The 18,612-nt window shown below is 70.7% G+C and carries 17 protein-coding genes; 5 read left to right on the top strand and 12 right to left on the bottom strand.

All coding sequences use genetic code 11. The features are described from left to right. Nucleotides 1-179: 179 nt before the first annotated feature. On the top strand, nucleotides 180-1,718 hold the full coding sequence (locus AB0C36_RS09565; protein ID WP_358351750.1) for an acyltransferase family protein: 1,539 nt from the start codon (nucleotides 180-182) through the stop codon (nucleotides 1,716-1,718). A 71-nt stretch (nucleotides 1,719-1,789) separates the two neighbouring features. On the opposite strand, the gene AB0C36_RS09570 is transcribed toward AB0C36_RS09565, so the two are convergent. Further along, nucleotides 1,790-2,149, bottom strand: a complete 360-nt coding sequence (locus AB0C36_RS09570; RefSeq protein WP_358351752.1) for a nuclear transport factor 2 family protein — start codon at nucleotides 2,147-2,149, stop codon at nucleotides 1,790-1,792. An 86-nt stretch (nucleotides 2,150-2,235) separates the two neighbouring features. Then, nucleotides 2,236-3,264: a formylglycine-generating enzyme family protein gene (locus AB0C36_RS09575; protein WP_358351754.1), complete on the bottom strand. Its 1,029-nt coding sequence runs from the start codon at nucleotides 3,262-3,264 to the stop codon at nucleotides 2,236-2,238. Between the two features lie 105 nt (nucleotides 3,265-3,369). Here AB0C36_RS09575 and AB0C36_RS09580 point away from each other — a divergent pair, with 105 nt between their 5' ends. Continuing rightward, nucleotides 3,370-5,718 carry an arylsulfatase gene (locus AB0C36_RS09580; RefSeq protein ID WP_358351756.1) on the top strand — a complete coding sequence of 783 codons (2,349 nt, stop codon included), beginning with the start codon at nucleotides 3,370-3,372 and terminating at the stop codon, nucleotides 5,716-5,718. A 309-nt stretch (nucleotides 5,719-6,027) separates the two neighbouring features. Here the strand turns inward: AB0C36_RS09580 and AB0C36_RS09585 are convergent, their stop codons facing one another. The 3 genes from AB0C36_RS09585 to AB0C36_RS09595 form a co-directional block, all read right to left on the bottom strand. Then, nucleotides 6,028-6,228, bottom strand: a complete 201-nt coding sequence (locus tag AB0C36_RS09585; RefSeq protein WP_358351758.1) for a TRIC cation channel family protein — start codon at nucleotides 6,226-6,228, stop codon at nucleotides 6,028-6,030. Then, entirely contained in the window at nucleotides 6,228-6,368 is a 141-nt protein-coding gene (locus AB0C36_RS09590; RefSeq protein WP_358351761.1) for a hypothetical protein, read from the bottom strand. Before AB0C36_RS09590 ends, AB0C36_RS09585 begins: the two co-directional genes overlap by 1 nt. 280 nt (nucleotides 6,369-6,648) lie before the next feature. Further along, entirely contained in the window at nucleotides 6,649-7,653 is a 1,005-nt protein-coding gene (locus tag AB0C36_RS09595; RefSeq protein ID WP_358351764.1) for a helix-turn-helix transcriptional regulator, read from the bottom strand. A gap of 143 nt (nucleotides 7,654-7,796) precedes the next feature. Here AB0C36_RS09595 and AB0C36_RS09600 point away from each other — a divergent pair, with 143 nt between their 5' ends. Further along, a complete protein-coding gene (locus AB0C36_RS09600; RefSeq protein WP_358351766.1) occupies nucleotides 7,797-8,279 on the top strand; it encodes a nuclear transport factor 2 family protein in 483 nt (160 codons plus the stop codon). Between the two features lie 555 nt (nucleotides 8,280-8,834). Here AB0C36_RS09600 and AB0C36_RS09605 read toward each other — a convergent pair. Further along, nucleotides 8,835-9,356, bottom strand: a complete 522-nt coding sequence (locus AB0C36_RS09605) for an ATP-binding protein (protein ID WP_358351769.1) — start codon at nucleotides 9,354-9,356, stop codon at nucleotides 8,835-8,837. Between the two features lie 377 nt (nucleotides 9,357-9,733). Between AB0C36_RS09605 and AB0C36_RS09610 the strand changes: the two genes are divergently transcribed. Beyond that, nucleotides 9,734-11,284 (top strand): hypothetical protein, encoded by a 1,551-nt coding sequence (locus AB0C36_RS09610; RefSeq protein ID WP_358351772.1) that lies wholly within the window; start codon nucleotides 9,734-9,736, stop codon nucleotides 11,282-11,284. Nucleotides 11,285-11,329: 45 nt separating this feature from the next. Here the strand turns inward: AB0C36_RS09610 and AB0C36_RS09615 are convergent, their stop codons facing one another. The 6 genes from AB0C36_RS09615 to AB0C36_RS09640 all read right to left on the bottom strand — a co-directional run bounded on the left by AB0C36_RS09615 (nucleotide 11,330) and on the right by AB0C36_RS09640 (nucleotide 17,115). Next, the gene (locus AB0C36_RS09615) at nucleotides 11,330-11,749 is read right to left on the bottom strand and encodes a TOBE domain-containing protein (protein WP_358351773.1); all 420 of its coding nucleotides are present in this window, start codon (nucleotides 11,747-11,749) and stop codon (nucleotides 11,330-11,332) included. A 704-nt stretch (nucleotides 11,750-12,453) separates the two neighbouring features. Further along, the gene (locus AB0C36_RS09620) at nucleotides 12,454-14,277 is read right to left on the bottom strand and encodes an alkyl/aryl-sulfatase (RefSeq protein ID WP_358351776.1); all 1,824 of its coding nucleotides are present in this window, start codon (nucleotides 14,275-14,277) and stop codon (nucleotides 12,454-12,456) included. Nucleotides 14,278-14,381: 104 nt separating this feature from the next. Continuing rightward, nucleotides 14,382-14,819, bottom strand: a complete 438-nt coding sequence (locus AB0C36_RS09625) for a hypothetical protein (RefSeq protein ID WP_358351779.1) — start codon at nucleotides 14,817-14,819, stop codon at nucleotides 14,382-14,384. 43 nt (nucleotides 14,820-14,862) lie between these two features. Next, a complete protein-coding gene (locus AB0C36_RS09630) occupies nucleotides 14,863-15,303 on the bottom strand; it encodes a cupredoxin domain-containing protein (protein ID WP_358351781.1) in 441 nt (146 codons plus the stop codon). Between the two features lie 184 nt (nucleotides 15,304-15,487). Then, complete coding sequence (locus AB0C36_RS09635) at nucleotides 15,488-16,327, bottom strand: ferritin-like domain-containing protein (protein WP_358351784.1); 840 nt, start codon at nucleotides 16,325-16,327, stop codon at nucleotides 15,488-15,490. Beyond that, on the bottom strand, nucleotides 16,324-17,115 hold the full coding sequence (locus tag AB0C36_RS09640) for a ferritin-like domain-containing protein (protein WP_358351787.1): 792 nt from the start codon (nucleotides 17,113-17,115) through the stop codon (nucleotides 16,324-16,326). Before AB0C36_RS09640 ends, AB0C36_RS09635 begins: the two co-directional genes overlap by 4 nt. Nucleotides 17,116-17,684: 569 nt before the next feature. Here AB0C36_RS09640 and AB0C36_RS09645 point away from each other — a divergent pair. Further along, the gene (locus tag AB0C36_RS09645) at nucleotides 17,685-18,575 is read left to right on the top strand and encodes a DUF4394 domain-containing protein (protein ID WP_358351790.1); all 891 of its coding nucleotides are present in this window, start codon (nucleotides 17,685-17,687) and stop codon (nucleotides 18,573-18,575) included. The last annotated feature ends 37 nt before the right edge of the window (nucleotides 18,576-18,612 follow it).

Genomic DNA, 18,612 nt, shown 5'->3' on the forward strand with positions numbered 1-18,612 from the left:
CGGCCAAACCCAGGCCGAGCTGCGGCCCGCGCCTTGCGAGCGCACGCACCACGGCCCGCGGGCTATCCGACGCGAATTTGAAGACACTCCCTAGGGCAGGGTGCCGAGTCCCGGCATGCCCGCGTCGAGCGCGGAGCCGGCGAAGGGTTCGCCGAAACCGATCGGAGATTGCGTACGCCATGCCCGCTGACCACTTGCCTGCCCGCCATGTGTCCGTCGACCACGTGCCTGACCGCGACACCTCCGCCGGGCGTACGCACGGTCCGCGCAGGCCCGCGGCGCGGTCGTCCGGCCGTCGGCTGAGCTGGGACGTCGTCCGGGTGGCCGCGGTGTTGTTGGTGATGCTCTTCCACGGGACGTCGCTGGCGGTGGCATGGCACCCCGAGTTGGGTGAGCGGCCGTTCACGTGGGGGTGGCCGGTCGGGGCGAGCACGCTGCTGGTGGTGTCCGGCTACTTCGCCGCGGTCGCGGTGGCGCGGCAGGACGCGTGGCGGTGGTGGCTGGGACGGCTGTTCCGGCTCCTGCCCGCGTTCTGGGCCGCGGTGCTGGTGACCGGCTACCTTCAGCGGACCCTTGCCCGGGACGGGTGGTGGGCCCCGACGTGGTCGGACATCGGTGCGAACCTGCTGATGTTGTGGCAGTGGAAGCCGCAGACCTATCCGTTCGTGGACCTGTCCTATTGGACGCTGCCCGTGCAACTGGCGGCGTTCACCGCCGTGTTGGTGGTGGTCCGGGTGCGGTCGTGGCGCCGTGGGCCGCGTGCCGCGGTGTGGTTGTGGTCCGTGCTCGCGGCGGAGCTCGCGTTGTGGCCGATCCGCACGTACACCGCGTGGGAGCCGTTCCGCATGGTGCACGACGGACTCGGGTGGCACCGTGCCCACTTGTTCGTCGTCGGCGTCGCGGTGTTCCTGGTCGCGACGGGGCGCATCGGCCGCGTGCACGGCGCCGCCCTCACCGCGGCGGGCCTGTTCGAGCAGTGGCTGCAACTGCGCGGTGTTGTCATGACGGTGCTCATCCTGCTCGCCGTCATGGGCGTCCATGTGGCGGCCTGGGGCCCCGACTGGGACAGGGTGCTGCCGAAGTCCGGGCAGCGGGCCGTACGTTGGCTGGCGGGTATCAGCTACGGCGCGTACCTGGCGCACTTCTCACTCGGCATCCTCACGATGCGCTACCTGTACGAGGCCGGGGCCGGGCCGGTGGTGCAGGTCCTCGGCTTCATCGCCACCGGCATCGTGGTCGGGTGGGTGCTGACAGTCGTGGTGGAGCGCCCGGCGTACCGGGCGTTGTGCCGTCGGCGGGACCGTCGCCGCGACAGCCGAACGGCGGTCGGGGTCGTGCGGGCAACCCGTGTGGTGCGTACGCCAGCGTCCACCGGCGCGGTGATCGCCGTGGCGTTCTTCGGCGGTGTCCTGGTGGTGGCGGCCATGGACGTCTCGGGTGCGGCGCGGCACACGGCTTGGGCGTTCCTGGCATTGTGCGTGTTCGCCTCCGTGGTGACGTACCGCGCTCCCGCACGTGCTGTTGCCGCCGTCGGCGTCGCGGTGGTGTGCTGGCTGCTGTACAGCGGCTTTGTCGTACCCGAGGTGGGCCATCTCGGATGGGACCCGGCGGCCGACACCCGTCGCCTCGGCCTGCTGCTCGCCGCCGCACTGCTCGGCATCGGCGCACACACACTCGCGCGCCGTCCAGGTGGTCCACTAGCGCGAGGAGCAGAGTGACAGGCTGCTGACGACCGGGGCGGGCCGGAGGTGACCGACATGAGCCGGCGACCGCCGACACGTGTCGGCGGCTACGCTCCGGCGAAGACGATCATCTGGTCGATCCGGTCGCGGCGCAGGTGCACGACGTCGGTGCCCGTGAGCTGTGTGCCGTCCCCGGGCATGCGGTAAAGCCATTGGTAGCGGGCCCATTCGCCGGGTGCGTCGACCTCCGAGCACCGCAGCATGGTCCCCGGTCCGGCCGGATGCCGCCGCATGTCCAGGACGAACCGCTCCAGCGCGTCGACGCCGTCGCTGCGGCCCAACGGACCCCAGAAGACGACGTCGGAGGTCAGCGCCCGTGAGAGCAGCTCGACGGCGTGGTTGTCGGACGAGGTGTTGAGGGCGGCGATGAACATGTCGATGGCCGACCGCGCCGTGTTCTCCTGCATCTCTCAGTCCTACCACCGCGGCCCGCCGCGGAACCGCCGGTCCCAGGGCCTTCGTTCATGCCCGGGCAGCGCCGCGGGGCGGCGGGCTACCGGCGTCGGACGCAGCGGAAGCCGAGGTGGCCGGTGGCGGTGTCCTCGGTCTCGCCCTGGCGCGCGGCGGGCCGGTAGCGCAGGCAGTACTCGGGAGCACAGAGGTGGGAGCCGCCCTTGATCGTGCGGCGGGCGAACCCGGCGGCGGCGCTGTCCTGACGGTGTTCGACGCGCGGGTTGCGCGGGATGCAGCAGGAGCCGGCGGCGGCGTCCGGGTGGCGGACGGTGTGGTGGTCACTGGTCCACTCCCACACATTGCCGGCCATGTCGTACAGGCCGAACCCGTTGGAGGGGTAGCGGCCGACGGGGGTGGTGCCCGGACGTCCGGTGGGGGTGTCAACGCGCCAGGGGAAGTCGCCGTGCCAGGTGTTGGCCATGCGGCGGCTGCCCGGGAGGAAGTCGTCGCCCCAGCTGTAGACGGCGCCGTCGAGGCCGCCGCGGGCGGCGTACTCCCACTCGGCCTCGGTGGGCAGGTCCTTGTCGGCCCAGTGCGCGTACGCGAGCGCGTCCGCGTAGGCGACCTGTGTCACGGGGTGCCGGTCGCGGCCGTCGAGGGTGGACCCCGGGCCTTCGGGGTGGCGCCAGTTCGCGCCCGGGACGTAGTGCCACCAGCGGCGGTAGTCGTCCAGCGGGACCGGGCCGGTGGTCTTGCGGAACACCAGGGAGCCGGGCACCAGCAGCGCCGGGTCGGCGTCCGGGTAGAGCGCGGGGTCGAGCGGTCGCTCGGCGACGGTGACGTAGCCCGTGGCCTTCACGAAGCGGCGGAACGCGGCGACGGTCACCGGATGCACGTCGGCGAGGAAACCGTCCACGGTCACCGGGTGGACCGGGCGTTCCTCGGGGTAGAAGGCGTCGCTGCCCATCGCGAAGGTGCCGCCGGGGATCCAGGCCATGCCCTTGGGAACCGCCCGCGGGCCAGGTGCGGGTGGGGCAACGGGGACGGCTATCGGCGTGTCGGCGTCCGCGGTGCTCGGCGTCATGTCGGCCATGATTCCCAGTCCGCCGAGGCGAGGCGGGAGTGCCACGCCGAGCCCGCTTCCTAAATATTTGTCTGACTTATGGCTAATGTCCCCCTGAAGCGAGCGCATTCACGACGACCTTGCGGGGTCCGTACAGAAGGACGGCGAGCCATGGCGGACGAACGTTTGACGAGTCTTCCGGTGCCGGACCGGCCTTATCAGGGACCGCTGGCCGTGGACGTCCGCGACCTGGACGAGCCGCTGCCGCCGATCCCGGTGAAGCGCCCGCCGAAGCAGGCCCCCAACGTCCTGCTGATCCTGTTGGACGACGTCGGCTTCGGGGCCTCCAGCGCGTTCGGCGGCCCGGTCCACACCCCGACCGCGGCCCGGCTCGCGGACGGCGGCCTCAAGTACTCGCGGTTCCACACCACCTCGCTCTGCGCGCCGACCCGTGCCGCGCTGCTGTCCGGCCGCAACCACCACTCGGTCGCGATGGGGCACATCACCGAGACGGCCACCGCCGCCCCCGGCTACACCTCGGCCCGCCCGAACTCGGCGACCCCGCTCGCCGAAATCCTGCGCCAAAACGGCTACAACACCGCGCAGTTCGGCAAGTGCCACGAGGTGCCCACCTGGGAGTCCGGCCCCACCGGGCCGTTCGACCGGTGGCCCGTCAACAGCGGCTTCGAGAAGTTCTACGGCTTCGTGGGCGGCGAGACGAACCAGTGGTCGCCCGCGTTGATCGACGGGACGACCGCGATCGAGCCGCCGGACGACCCCGACTACCACCTGATGCCGGACCTGGCCGACAAGGCCATCGCGTACGTCCGCCAGCAGAAGTCGCTCACTCCCGACAAGCCCTTCTTCGTCTACTTCGCGCCCGGCGCCACGCACACCCCGCACCACGTCCCCGAGGACTGGATCCCCAAGTACCGCGGCAAGTTCGACCAGGGCTGGGACGCGCTGCGCGAGGCGACGTTCGCCCGGCAGAAGGAACTGGGCGTGGTCGCCGCCGACGCAACCCTGACCCCGCGCCCGGCCGAGATCCCCGCATGGGACGACCTCGACCCGTCCTGGAAGCCGATCCTGGCCCGGCAGATGGAGGTGTACGCCGCGTACCTCGAATACGCCGACCACCACACCGGCCGCGTCATCGACGCACTTGACGAACTCGGCGTCCTGGACGACACGTTGGTGATGTACATCATCGGCGACAACGGTGCCTCCGCCGAAGGCGGCATGCACGGCGCGTACATGGTCACCAACGCCGCCAACGGCGGCGCGGAGTTCGAGACGCCCGAGTTCTGGAGCGAGCACCTCGACGAGGTCGGCGGCCCGCACGCCTACAACCACTACGCGGTCGGGTGGGCCCACGCGATGTGCACTCCGTACCAGTGGACCAAACAGGTCGCCTCGCACTACGGCGGCACCCGCAACGGCACCATCGTGCACTGGCCGGCCCGCGTCCCGGACGGCGGCCAGGTACGCCACCAGTGGCACCACGTCATCGACTTCGCCCCGACCATCCTGGACCTGGCCGGCATCGCCGAACCGCACACCGTCAACGGCGTCACCCAAGTCCCCATGCAGGGGAAGTCGTTCGCGGCCAGCCTGACCGACCAGGACGCGCCCGAGGTGCGGCACACGCAGTACTTCGAACTCGCCGGCAACCGCGGCATCTACCACAAGGGCTGGACGGCGGTCACCAAACACCGCGTGCCCTGGGACCTGTTCGCCCACGGCACCGACTTCGACTCGGACAAGTGGGAGCTGTACGACACCACCAAGGACTGGACCCAGGCCCACGACGTGGCCGCCGAGCACCCGGACAAACTCGCCGCACTCCAGCAACTCTTCCTCATCGAGGCGGTCCGGCACAACGTCCTGCCGATGGACGACCGGGCGGCCGAGCGCATGAACCCCGACATCGCCGGACGCCCGACCCTCTTCCAGGGCACCACACTGCGCCTCTACCCGGGCATGACCCGGATCGGTGAGAACGTCGCCCTGAACATCAAGAACAAGTCCTTCGACGTCACCGCCGAGATCGACATCCCCGACGGCGGTGCCGAGGGCGTCATCGTCTGCCAGGGCGGCCGCACCGGCGGCTGGGTCCTGATGGCCGACCACGGCAGGCTCGCCTTCCACTACAACTACTGCGGCCTGCTCCGCAGCACCACCACCGCGCCCGACCCGCTGCCATCCGGAACCCACCAGGTCCGCGCCGAGTTCGCGTACGACGGCGGGGGCATCGGCAAGGGGGGCAAGGTCACCCTCTACCTCGACGGCGCCCGACTCGCCGAAGGACGCGTCGAGCGCACCCACCCGCTCTACTTCTCTTTTGACGAGGGCCTGGACGTCGGCCGCGACACCGGCATGCCCGTGTACGAGGACTACACGGCCCCGCACGGCGCCTTCACCGCCACCATCAACTGGGCCCAGGTCGACCTCGGCGACGACGACCACAGCCACCTCGTCGACCCCGCCGAACACTTCGCCGCCGCACTCCGCCACCAGTAGGCACCCCCGTCCGACGGCCGGCGGCTCCGGAGGCCCCGCCGCACGCGGGTTAGCGGCGTGCGGCGGGTGCGGCCGGCCGGTCAGTCGCGGTTGCGGCCGTCGTCGTCCGGGGGCTGGTCGGGGCGGTGGTCGGGGTCCAGGCCGAGCAGCCGGAGCTCGCGCTGTGACAGGCAGGCGAGCTTGCGGCCCAGCAGGGGCCGGCCGTCCTCGTGTAGGTACGCACCGCGCGGTGGGCCCGATGACGGCGAGCGCGAGGCAGCCGAGGATCGGCAGGTCGGCGTCGACGCCGGTCTGCGCGCCGACGATCGCTTACCAGGGCAGCGCGAACGAGGTGACGAACTGGAACAGGCCCTCGCGGAAGAGCGGGCCCTTGTCGTACGCGATCAGGTACCCGATCACCCCGGCGATCAGGCACAGCGCGATGTACGAGGAGTTGGTGAAGGCGGCCGGGACGCGGTTGACGATGACGTCGCGGCTCACCCCTCCGCCGATGCCGCCCAGCAGGGCCATCAGCAGGACGCCGACGACGGTGAAGTCTTGTAGTGGTCCGGCCGCCGGGCCAGCAGCGCGCCGTTGAGGGCGTTGGTGGTGGCCGCACCCAGGTTGATGAAGGTCGATCCGCCGGTGAGCTGGAACGACCAGAAGGACACCTCCTCCAGGGCGAGTCGCGAACCGCTCGCGGTGCCTCCTCGCCGGCCCCACCCGGCCCGCGGCCCGCGGGGCGGCTGAGCGGGATGCAGAGCCTGGCTTCGCGCGCCGCGTACCTCCCCATCCGTCGGCACCGTGCGCTGATCCTCGTGCGGACGCATGGTGAAGTGCTGCGGCTTCGATCAAAACACCCGAAAGATTGACAAATGGCGACAAGGACACGCCGGATCGCAGGATGTGCCGACCGTGGGGATGTGAGAGGTGTGGGCGGGGCGGCGACGGTCAGGGGCGGCGGGCGGACGGGCTTCCGGTGGACGGGCTGCCGGTGGCTGCCGTGCCGCGCCGGGCCGGCTCGGTAGGCCCGACGCCGGTGACTGCGGCACTGTCTGCGGATGCGGCTGCGTCCGTGGCTCTTGCGGCCGTGGCGGTCCAGGTCGCGAGCAGCTTCAGGGCGTCCTCCGCGGCCGTCCCGGGCGGCGCGCTGTAGACGATCATGCGCAGGCCGCTGTCGTCCGGCAGGACCACCGTCTCCTGGTCGAGCTCCAGGTTCCCGACGAGGGGATGGTTGATGCGCTTCGTCCGCGCACGCAGCGCATGTACGTCCTGGGACCCCCACATCACGCGGAAGGCGTCGCTGCGAGTGGACAGTTCGCCGATCAGGTTGGAAAGCTCGCGGTCGTAGGGGTTCCGTCCCGCCTCGACGCGCAGCGCGCCCAGGGTGAAGCGGGCCATGTCCTCCCAGTCGACGTAGAAGCGCCGGGCGGCCGGGCTCAGGAAGGTGAATCGGGCGACGTTCGCCTCGCAGGCCGGGTCGTCGAACATCTCCGCGTACAGTGCCCGGCCGAGCGGGTTGGTGACCAGCGCGTCGAGGCGGTTGTCCAGCACGCTTGCCGCCAACTGCGGCATGCCCTCGACGATGCGTGCCAGGCTCGGGCGTACGGTCGGCCGCGCGGCCGGCTGCCGGGACCGGCCGCGGGGAGCCGGCCCGGCGGCGCGGGCGAGGTCCTGCAGGTACATGCGCTCGGTGTCGTCGAGGCGCAGGGCCCGCGCGAGGGCGCCCAGCACGGAGTCGGAGACGCCTTTGAGGTCACCGCGTTCGAGACGGGTGTAGTACTCGACGCTCACCCCGGCGAGCGTGGCGACCTCGCCCCGGCGCAGCCCGGGCACCCGTCGTCGGCCGTATGTCGGCAGACCTGCCTGCTCAGGCGTGATCCGGTCGCGCCGGGAGCGGAGAAATGCGCTGACCGCGTCGCGATTGCCTGCCGGGTTGTCCGCGCTGGTGTCCACGATCAAAGAGTAGGCAGCCGGTGCGGCCGGTGGGGGTCCCTGCCAGAACCCCTCACGGCAAGGGCTCCCTCGGCGCGACTGTGCCCCGTTGCATGAGGACGTGCCCGGAAGACACCCGGCAACCGAGCGAAAGGGCGGACGAGATGAGCAACGACCAACTAGACGAGACGGCGACGGCGACGGGGAGGGGGACGGGGAGGGGGACGGGGACGCACGCGGAAACTCCCGCGGACGTCGTACGAGGGCTGTACGCCGCCCTGACCGCCGGCGATGTGCCGGGCGTCCTGGCCCGGCTGGCCGAGGACGTGGTCGTCGACGAGCCGCGCGAGCTGCCGTACGGCGGCGTGCACCACGGCAGCGAGGCGTTCGTGCACTCCGTCCTCGGTGCGATGCTCGGCTACGCCGCCGTCGCGATCACCGATGCCGACGTGTTCGAGGGGCCGGCCGGCGTCGTCGGACGCCTCACCGGAACACTCACGGCCCACGGCACGGGCGAGGAGTTCCCGCTGACCATGGTCGAGGCCCACGACGTCGAAGGCGGTCTGGTGCGCAGGATCGAGGTCTTCACGAAAGACCCGACCGAACTCGCCGCGTTCTACGCACGTGCGGAGGCAGGGCAGCGCTGACGCGACCCCGCGCCGACGTCGACAACGCCGTCGCCGTCGCCACTCCGGCCACTGGCCCTACTTCGTCGGCTACATCGAGCCCCCGGGCCGTCCTCGTCGGCTTCCAAGGCGAGGTCGTCACCGCGGTCTGGAACCGGATCACAACTCCCGGAGAGTGGAGCACGCTCGCCCTACCGCGGTCGGCCGTGCTCGGCGGATCAGCGGAGCACGGCGATTCGCGGCCAGGAGTAGACGACCTCGTCGGGCGGCGCCTCGCCCGCGAGGGCTCCGCAGTTGGGCGACTCTGGTGTGGTGCGGCCGCGGCCGTTCGGACGCCTCGGCAAGGAGGTTGCGGAGCCAGTTGGCAGCCGATTGTTCGCGGGTGACGTCGAAGTCGTCGAACGCGCTGAACGCGGCACAGGTGATCTCGGCCATGACGTCCGCGTCGGCGGGGAGGGCGTACCGGATCGGCATGTGCGGAGACTACGCGGAGACTCCGGCGGTGGCGGTCGGTGAGGGAGCGTGTCGCTGCTGAACGGGCGTGTGCAGCAGGCAACTTCGCGTGACGCGCGTACGTCAGCTCTTGACGGCATCCGCAATCTGTGCGGCAGCTTGTGCGGGGGTGAGGTGTGTAGTGTCGACGACCTCGGCCTCGGCGTGCAGCCACGTGCGGGCCGCTTCGGCGTACGGTTCGAGGTACTTGAAGCGGAACTCGGACGGGCCCATGACGGTGTCGCCCTGAATGCGCCCGCGCAGCGTGTCCTGGTCGGCGTGGAGTACGAAGTGCCGTACCGGGATGTCATGTCGGGCCAGGCCCGCGCTGATCTCGCGCCAATACTGCTCGACGAGGACGGTCATGGGGATCACCAGAATGCCGCCGGTGTAGTCGAGTACGCGGTGGGCGGTCTCGACCACGAGCGTGCGCCACGGCGGCCAGTGCTGGAAGTTGTCCGTCTCGGGCAACCCTGGCGTGATGTCCATGAGAGTCTCGCCGACCTTCTCGGCGTCGAACACGCGGGAATCCGGGATCCGCGGTTGCACGAGCCCGCTCGTCGTCGTCTTGCCTGCGCCATGGGTGCCGTTCAGCCACACGATCATGGACAACGACGGTAATGCGGTACGTGCTCTGCCGCTGGTCCCGACGTACACCGCGCCCGATTCCCCGCTTGCGTGCACACCGAAATCGTGTGGGCCGCAAAGGCGGCACCCGCTTACGTCCCACAGTTCGTGTTGTGCACCGGAGCCCTTCGGCGGGCGGCAAATGGTGCGCGAAAGCCGTAGTTTCCCGTCTTTCCCGCTGCCTAGCATGCTGAGTATTCGGTCCGGAACCCGACGGGGCGTCGAGGCAGGAGACGCCCCGTCGAACACCGCTGCGCGCTTCACGAGCGCCGGCGCATCGGTGCTCCACACGATGCCGTCCTCGGCTGGTCCGAAGCCGCACGTCCGTCCCGACAGCCGTCTCAAAGGGCACGTTCATGACCGCCATACCCGCTGTTCCCCCGTCACCCGGCGCACTTGGCGCACCTGGCGCACGTACGGCGTCCGCCCACCGGCGCCGCGGTGTTCTCCGCGCCGTGGTCGCGGTCGTCATCGCGAGCACGGCAGTCGCCGCCTGTGACAGCGGCGGTTCCGCCGGCGCGAAGAACTCCGAGGCTCCGAACCGCGGGTCGGCACCCTCGTCCGAGGCGTCCCCGTCGCCCAAGCCGAAGGCGCCGCCGCTGCCACCGCACGTGGTCCCCGCCTGGAACACCCCGCCGGAAAACGAGTCCCGGACCGGGAACGCCGGCGCCAACGGCAGCAAGGGCCAAGACGTCCCCCGCGACGACGCGTTGGGCACATGGCAGGTCGGTTCCACGCTGTTCGTCGGCCGCGGAACGGCGATGAAGATGTTCGACATGCAGACCGGGAAGGAACTCGGCAGCGTCGCGCCGCCCGGCCGCGGCATGAAGCCCTGCGCGATGACCGAAGCGGTCAACAAAGACGGTATCGGCGCCATCGCCTGGACCGTCTACGACGACGGGTCCAGCGACGGCGCCTGCAAGAAGCTCTCCTTCGTCGACGCCCGGAACGGCGGAAAGGTCCTGCGGACCACCGAGTTCGCCGGGAGGAAGCGCAAGGACGGCAGCCCCTGGTTCTACTACGAGTCGAGGATCGGGTTCGTCGGCGAGGACATCGTCGCCGCGCTGACGCCGACCTCGGTGGTCGCGTTCCGCGTGGACGACGGCAGCACCGCGTGGACCTGGGAGAACCGTTCCAAGGACCCCTCGGTCTTCCCGAACACCATGCTGATCGCCCCGGTCGTCAACACCGCCATGAAGACAGGGCCCGATGTCGTCGCGGTGATCAGCGACGCAAGCCAGTCCGGCGGCGGGTACGACCTCGAACTCGTCACCCTGGACGCCGCCGGCCGTCAGATCGGCGCGCAGCCGACCCCGTTCGAGGGCCCCGTGCCCGACACCAACGCCGAGATCGTCTCCGCGGCACCGATCACCGTCATGTTCGCGCCGGACCTCGGCGACGAACTTCCTCCGCAACTGCTCCGCTTCGACCGGGACGGCACCCAGGTTGCCTCGTTCCCGCTCGCGGCGCAGCAAGGCCCCGTCGACTACCAGGGTTCGCGTACCCTCCACGGCCAAGTGCTGCTCCCGTACCGCGTCTCCGGTGACACCCTGTACGGCATGACCAGGCGTGACCCCTTCAGCAGCGAAGGCCGGCCGGGCGTCGTGGCCTTCGATCTGGCCAGCGGCGAACTGCGCTGGGAGGTCCCGAGCGCCGACATGGACAAACTGGTCCTGGTCGAGGCGGACAAGGACGGCCTCGTGGTGGTCAACGCCTCCTACGACCGCGTCCGAGTGGAGTCCTACGCCGCCGCCGACGGCCAGGTCACAATGCTCAGCGAGGCATCGCCCTTGAACATGCAGTTCCCGGTGTCCGCCGACTCGATCATCACCATCGCCGACGGCCGCATGCTCGTCACCAGGATCACCCCGATCGGTTACGGCACCCAGGCATTCGCCGCCCCCTGACACCCCCTGGCGCCCGCGCCGCCTTCCGTGCTCGGCAAGGGACAATCAGGCAGCCGAAAGTGCGACCTCGGTCGACTTGATCAGCGCGGTCACCGTCGAGCCCGCGGCCAGGCCGAGGTCCGTCACGGCGTCCTTGGTGATCGACGCGGTCAACTCGCCGCCTTCGACGGCCACCCTGACCGCGGCCATGGCGCCGCCGGTGACGACGTCGGTGACCGTGCCGAGGATCTGGTTGCGGATCGACAGCCCCCCGACCGGCCCGGTGGCCAGCGAGACCTCGGTGGACTTCACGAGAACGGTGACCGCGGACCCGTCCGCGAGACCGAGGTCCCGGACCGCCTCGAGCGTGATCGCGGCCGTAACCTCCTGGCCCCCGACCAGACGTACCTTCACGGCCGCCATGACCTCGCCCGGCGTGACCGCGGTGACGGTGCCGGCGATCTGATTGCGGATGCTCAGGCTCATGTGGGAACGCCTCACGGTCGATCGAAACGGTCGGCAGGCCGCCTGGCCACACCGAAACCCACGCTAATGCGGACCCCTCACCCCCGCACGTGCCACCCCGACAGCATCACCCACTCGGCGCCCTCCCCGCCCGCCCCCACAAGACAAGCCCAAACCGGCCCCCTCGTCCCACAGGGCGTCACTTCGCCGTCCACGACCGCACAACACACCAACTACCCCACCCCGCAAACCCATTGGCCACAACCCAACCAACCCCATCCCCCACACACCTACAGCGAACGCCGCACACCAAACTCACGCTCTGAGCCTTGAGCTTGTTCCGCTTTGACGGACGCCGTCGTTGTGGCAGTCAGGCCGCGATTGCGACTCCGTATTCGACGGGTGTGCGGTAGCCGAGGCTGCTGTCTCGATGTACTCGAAGAGGTCGGTGCGGGCTGTGGCCCTGTTGGGCCAGGGCGGCCGGTGTCGAGGTCGTTCTTGATTGGCGACGAACGACTCGGCGAGTGCGTTGTCCCAGCACTGACCGGTGCGGCCAACCGAGAGCCGGACCCCGAACTCGGCTGCGAGCGCACCGAATTCACGGCCGGTGTATTGGCAGCAGCCCGGCGGTGGTCGGCGTTGTGATGATTCACCACGGGGCGTCGCCGTCGACTTCGGCGGCGCCGCCTCCGGTCGGGGGGCGCCGCCGGGTGGGGAGGGCGGGGTCACGGGGTGACGATGGGGAAGTCCGGGTTGGGGGTGTCGAGCAATGCGTTGAGTCGGGCGAGTACCTGCGGGTCGCCGTCGACCTGCACGCCGTCGAGGCCCTTGCCGGCCAGGACGCCGAGGAGTTGCGGCTTGGTGAGCGTCAGGGCGAGGTCGGCCTTCCCGCCGTTGCCGGAGCCGTTCTTGGTGCTGTCGCGGTAGGTCAGGGCGCCGTTGGACAGGGCGATGTGCCAGGTGCGGCCCTCGTCCGTCAGGTGCCAGTCCATGGTGAGTTTCTCGTCCCACGCGCGCGGGCCGTCGACGCGGATGGCGAGGGAGTCGATGAGCATGTCGACGGTCAGCGCCATCGCCATCTCGGGGTTGGTGGTCTTGATCGAGGTGTGCGCGATGTGGCCGCGTAGCTCTTGGGCGCCCATCAGGTAGAAGTTGCGCCAGGTGCCGTTCTCCGCGCCGTGCCCCAGCTTCTCGAACACGGACGCGAGGGCTTCCTTGGCCGCGGTGTTGGTCGGGTCGGCGAACACCGCGTGGCCCAGCAGGGTGGCGGCGAACCGCAGGTCGCCGGCGTCGGCGTACTCCTTGCCCTTGGTGGTCAGCGCGTCGACGCCGCCGTAGTCGGCGGCGAACCGCTTGGCCTGCTCGACTGGCGGGTGCTCCCACAGGTGCGCGGGGTTGCCGTCGAACCAGCCCATGTAGCGCTGGTAGATCGCCTTCACGTTGTGCGACAGCGAGCCGTAGTAGCAGCGGTTGGCCCAGCGGTTCGCGACCGCGGGCGGCAGTTCGAGCTGCTCGGCGATCTCGATGCCCGTCAGGCCCTTGTTCGTCAGCCGCAGGGTCTGGTCGTGCAGGTACGCCCACATGTCCCGCTGTCCGGCCAGGTGCTCCACGATCCGGGACTTGCCCCAGGTCGGCCAGTGGTGGGAGGCGAAGGCGACGTCGGCCTGGTCGCCGAACAGGGCGATCGTCTCGTTCAGGTAGTGCGCCCAGATCCGGGTGTCACGCACGACCGCGCCGCGCAGGGTCAGAATGTTGTGCATGTTGTGGGTGGCGTTCTCTGCCATGCACAGCGCCCGTCGGTCGGGGAAGTAGAAGTTCATCTCCGAGGGCGCCTCGGTGTCCGGCATCATCTGGAAGACGATCCGCACCCCGTCGACGGTCTCCTCCTGACCGGTGTGGGTGATGTCGACCGTGGGCGGGATCAGCGTGATCGTGCCGGTTGAGGTGGTCATGCCCAGCCCCGCGCCGATCTGCCCGGCGGGCCCCTTGGTCAGCTCGGCGCCGTACATGTACACCGCCCGGCGCGTCATCGCACCGCCCGCGTACACGTTTTCCGCCACCGCGTGTTCCAGGAACCCTGCCGGGGCGATCACCGGCACCGGCGCGTGCCCGTGCGGCACCACCCCGCGCGCGCCGCCGAAGTGGTCGCCGTGCGAATGGGTGTAGATCAGCCCGGTCACCGGCCGGTCCCCGCGATGCTCCCGGTACAGCGCCAGCGCCGCCGCCGCGCACTCCGCCGAGATCAGCGGGTCGATGACGATCACGCCGGTGTCGCCCTCGACCAGCGTCATGTTCGACAGGTCCAGGTTCCGCACCTGGTAGATCCCGTCGGTAACCGCGTACAGGCCCTGCTTGTTGCACAGCCGGCTCTGCCGCCACAGCGACGGGTGCGCGGTGTCCGGGCAGTCCGCGTCCAGGAACGTGTACGCCTCCCCGTCCCAGATCACCCGCCCGTCCTCGGACCGGATCACCGCGGGCGACAACGCCGCGACGAACCCCCGCTCGGCATCGTCGAAGTCGGCCCGGTCCGCGAAATCCAGTGCAGTCATGCACACCGAATAACCCGACAATCAGTAAGTTAATCAACGAATCGGACAAATTTGGCAATGGTCGCCGGGCAGTGGGCGGTGGGCGGGGGCCGGCGTCGGCTGGATCACGCGCGCGCGGGGGCGCGGGTGGTCTGGGCGTGGAGGTCGGGGACGAGCCGGCGCCGGTTGACGTGGCGGCGGCGGGCGGTCTCGGGTTCCAGGTGCAACCGGGTGGCGATGACGGGCCAGGTGTCGCCGCGTTCACGGTCGTGGGTGACCGCGGTGGCGGTGAGGGAGTCCAGGAGCGCGGCGAGGGCGGGGATGTGTGCGGTGAGTGCTTCGGGGCCGGCCGCCGCGGCTGCCTGGGCGGCGGAGGCCAGGAGTTCGGCTGTCTGGCGGAAGCATTGTGCGAGGGCGAGGTATTGCTCGTCGCTGGGGGCGGGGCGGCGGCGGTCGCGGTGGCGTGCCTGGCGGCAGGCGGCCGAGCAGTGCAGCTGCGTGGGCACGGCCTGGGTGGGCAGGGGCCGTTCGCAGCGCGGGTTGGCGCACGCGCGTGGGGTCATCGAGGTCCCGGACAAAGTGGCGGTGGCGGTGGTGGTCGCGGTGCTAGCTGACGATCAGCGTGCCGGTCATGAACTGGTGGATGGTGCAGATGTAGTTGTAGGTGCCGGGGGTGGTGGGGGCGGTGAACGTGCCCGTCTGGCCGCCTTCGATGGTGCCGGTGTTGAAGGCCTTGTCCTTGACCGCGGTGGCGGTGTGCGGCGTGTCGTCCTTGTTGACGACGGTGACCACAGCTCCCGGGGCGACGGTGAGCGGCTTGGGCGCGAAGTCGAACTGCGAGATGGTCAGGACGACTTGGCCTGTCGCGGGCGGCGGGACGACGCTGCCGGGCGCGGTGGACGGCGGGGCTGCCGGGCTCGTTGAGGAGCCGTCCGAGGAGTCGGAGGAGCTGGAGCAGGCCGTCACCAGCACCAACAGCGCCGGGACCAAGAGCCCGACCACCTGACGGCGTCGACGAGTCCCCGAGCGGGGGGTCGTGCGGTTCACGCAAACCTCGATGGAGTGGGTGCGCCGGCGGCGCGACGCAGCGGGGTGTGTCCGGCCCGGGTGGGCGGCCGGTTGGCGTACGGCGCCGCCCACCCGGGTGACCGCCCGGGACGGGGCTTCCAGCAGACCGTCCCGGACGGGGTTCACGTCCCGGCGAGGTGAACCCTCGGCCGGGGCCGAGCCGTCAGACCGTCAGGTCGTCGGGCTTGGCGGCCTTGTCGACGGGCAGGAAGTCGTCGGGTACGGGGTATTCGCCGAGGAGGTACCGCAGGATCGCGGCGTGCATGGCCTCGACCGGGGCGATGGTCGCGGCGGTCTCGATCCCGGCGGGCGTGGTGACGTTGAACTGTGCGAACAGGTAGGTCTGCGCGGCCTGGTCCTCCAGTTGCAGCGCCAGCTTCGCGACGCCGGGCACGTCGGTGACCTTGCCGAGGGCGTCGGTGACCGCGGCCTGGCTCTTGAGCGGTACGCCGGTGATCGGCGGCTTCCCGGCCTGGGTGAGCACGTTGTTCCACACCTTGGCGTGGTCGGCGTGCTGGGCCATCGCGGTGGTCGCGAAGTTCGCCACGGCCGGGGGTACGGTGCCCAGCTTGCCCGCCCCGGCGGCCGAGATGGCGGCCTGGTAGGCCCCGACGGCCTGGTTTTCCAGGGCGGTTGCGAGTGCGACGACGAGGAGGTCGCCGGTGTACGTGCCACCGGATACCGGGGGCGCAGCCTGCCCGGACGCGGACGGCGACGACTTCGACGATGAACCGCCGTCGTCGTCCGAGCACGCCGCCAGGGCGAACGCGGACAGGCCCACCACGCCGAGCCCGCGCAGGAACCGCCGCCGGTCCAGGCCCGCATCCGGCAGCGCTTCGCGCTCACGGCGGGCGGCGCGCCCGCCCTCGCGGGTCTGGTTGCCGAGTTCGGCGGCTGCGGCGTACATGGCGGGCAGCGTGGCGTGGTGGGCCTCGTCGACCTCGCGGGTCAGCGCGGCGAGTTCCGCCTCGGTGCCCTCGAACTGCCTGTGGTCGCGCTTCACTTCACGGCCCCTTCGGTGATCGGGGAGGCGTCCTTGGTCGGGTAGAAGGCGTCGGGGAACCCGACCGATCCCGCGGCGGCGGGCAGTGCGGCCGCGTCCGGCGGAAGCTTGATCTGGTCGGCGAGGTTCCCGGCCAGCAGCGCCTGTACGGCCAGCAGGACGGCCTTGTGCTGGGCCTCGACGGGGGCGACGGAGCCGAACAGGCGGCGCAGCGCGGGGTCGGAGACCTGCGAGACGTTCTTGGTGTACGTCTGGGCGGCGACGTCCTCCAGGGTGATCGCGAGCTTGACCACGTCGGCCGGTCCCTTGATCGTCGGGAGCGCCTGCTGCACGATCGCCGCGTACTTCGGGTCGGGCCCGGTCTGCTCCTTGCCGCCGGCCTTGACCGCCGCGGCGTTGAACGCCTGCGCGTGGGCCTTGTGCTGCGCGGTGGTCTTCTCGATGAACGCCTTCACCACCGCGTTGCCCGACTGGATGAACGGCAGCCCCGCCGCGGTGGTGTAGACGTTCACCGCGAGGTTCTCCAGCGACGCGGCGGTCTGCAACGCCATCACGTCGTCCGCGACACTCGCCGCCGCCGCGCGGCTGCTCCCCAGCAGCACCGCGCCCGCGGCGGCGCCGCCGAGGAATGCCGGACGCCACCAACGGTGCGTCCTGGACTGTTCCTCGGCCGTTGCGTCGGCGTGTTCGTCGAGTGAGGCGCGGGTGATGCGGGTCGCGTCGCTGTGGAGGTCCTCGGAGTGCTCGGTGAGTTCCGCCAACAGCCGGGTGTCGATGGGCTCAGCCACCACGGCTCCCTTTCGTTCCGCCCGCCGGATGCGGGCCGGTACTTGGGCTTCGCTCCCGCTTCCGGGGCGGATTGGTGCGTATCCCAAAAAGATCGGCATTCACCCGTGCGAGTGGCGTAGGCACGTACCGCACGCGCCACCCCGCCCGATCGGGGCGGGATGGCCCGGCATCTGACGAAGCGCCACCGGAGCCGCCGGAACGCGCGATGTGGAGGTGCGGGGAGTCGGGGCCGCCGGACGGTGGACGAGCGCAGGTGACAGGCGTGTTGCCCATCCGCTGTCAGCGGCCGCGGCCGGGAGCGCGGGCCGGTGCTGGGTGGAGGTCGCTCGAAGAGGTGACGTGGGGCCGCCTGTTCGCAGATGCCGGGAGGTCGCGGCGGCCGTTACGGGGTCCGCGATGAGCAGCGGCGCCTCCGCCAGGGCCCACAACCTGGTGGCCCGCAGGCGACGCGGTGGTGGCGCGTCGCGCTGCCGTTCGGCGGCATCGTCCCCCCGGGAACTTCTTTTTTGTCCGCTTATGGTCGATTCGTGGTCCGGTGCGACCGGGCCCTTGACTCTTTGGAGAGACCATGCGGAAAACAGTGATCGCCGCGGCTGCGGCCGCGGCGTTCGCGGCGTCGATTCCCGCCGTCGCCTGGGCCGGCGGAGTCGGCGCTGACACCAAGGGCGACGCGTGCAAGGCCGACAAGGGCGGCGGCCACCGCGGCGGGCACGCCGGCCTGCGCGTCGTCGGGTTGACCGAGGACCAGTGCCTGGTGGTGTTCGACACCCGCAACCCCGGCCACGTCAAGGCGGCGGGCAAGGTCACCGGGCTGGCCGGGGACAGCAGGCTGGTCGGGATCGACTTCCGGGTCCAGGACGGCAAGCTGTACGGCGTCGGCGACGCCGGCGGGATCTACACCGTCGACACCGACGCGGTCGCCGCCAAGGTCTCCCAGCTCAGCATCGCCCTGAACGGCACGCACTTCGGGGTGGACTTCAACCCCGCCGCCGACCGACTGCGCGTCATCAGCGACACCGGACAGAACCTGCGGCACAACGTCGCCGAGCCGGCCGGGACAACCGCCAACGACGGCACCCTGACCAACCCCACCATGCCGCCGTCCACGGCGAGGGGGGTCACCGGCGCCGGCTACACCAACAACGACCTCAACCCGGCCACCGCCACCACGCTGTTCGACATCGACACCGCCAACGACCGCGTGTCGATCCAGTCCCCGGCGAATGCGGGCAGCCTCGCCCCGACCGGCAACCTCGGCGTGGACGCGGGCCCCAGCGCCGGCTTCGACGTCTACTACTCGCCTGCCGACGGCACCAATCAGGGCTACGCGGCTCTGCGTTCCGGCCCCGGCTATGGCTTCTACGCCGTGAACCTGCTCAACGGATCCGCGCAGCACCTGGGCGCGTTCCCCGGCGACCACCAGGTCTTCGACGTCGCCCTGCCCCTTGCGGACAACTGACCGGGACAACTGACCCGGGCTGCGACGCACAGCAAAC

Origin of the sequence: Streptodolium elevatio (assembly GCF_040649515.1) — a bacterium.
GTDB classification, from domain to species: Bacteria; Actinomycetota; Actinomycetes; order Streptomycetales; family Streptomycetaceae; genus Yinghuangia; species Yinghuangia elevatio.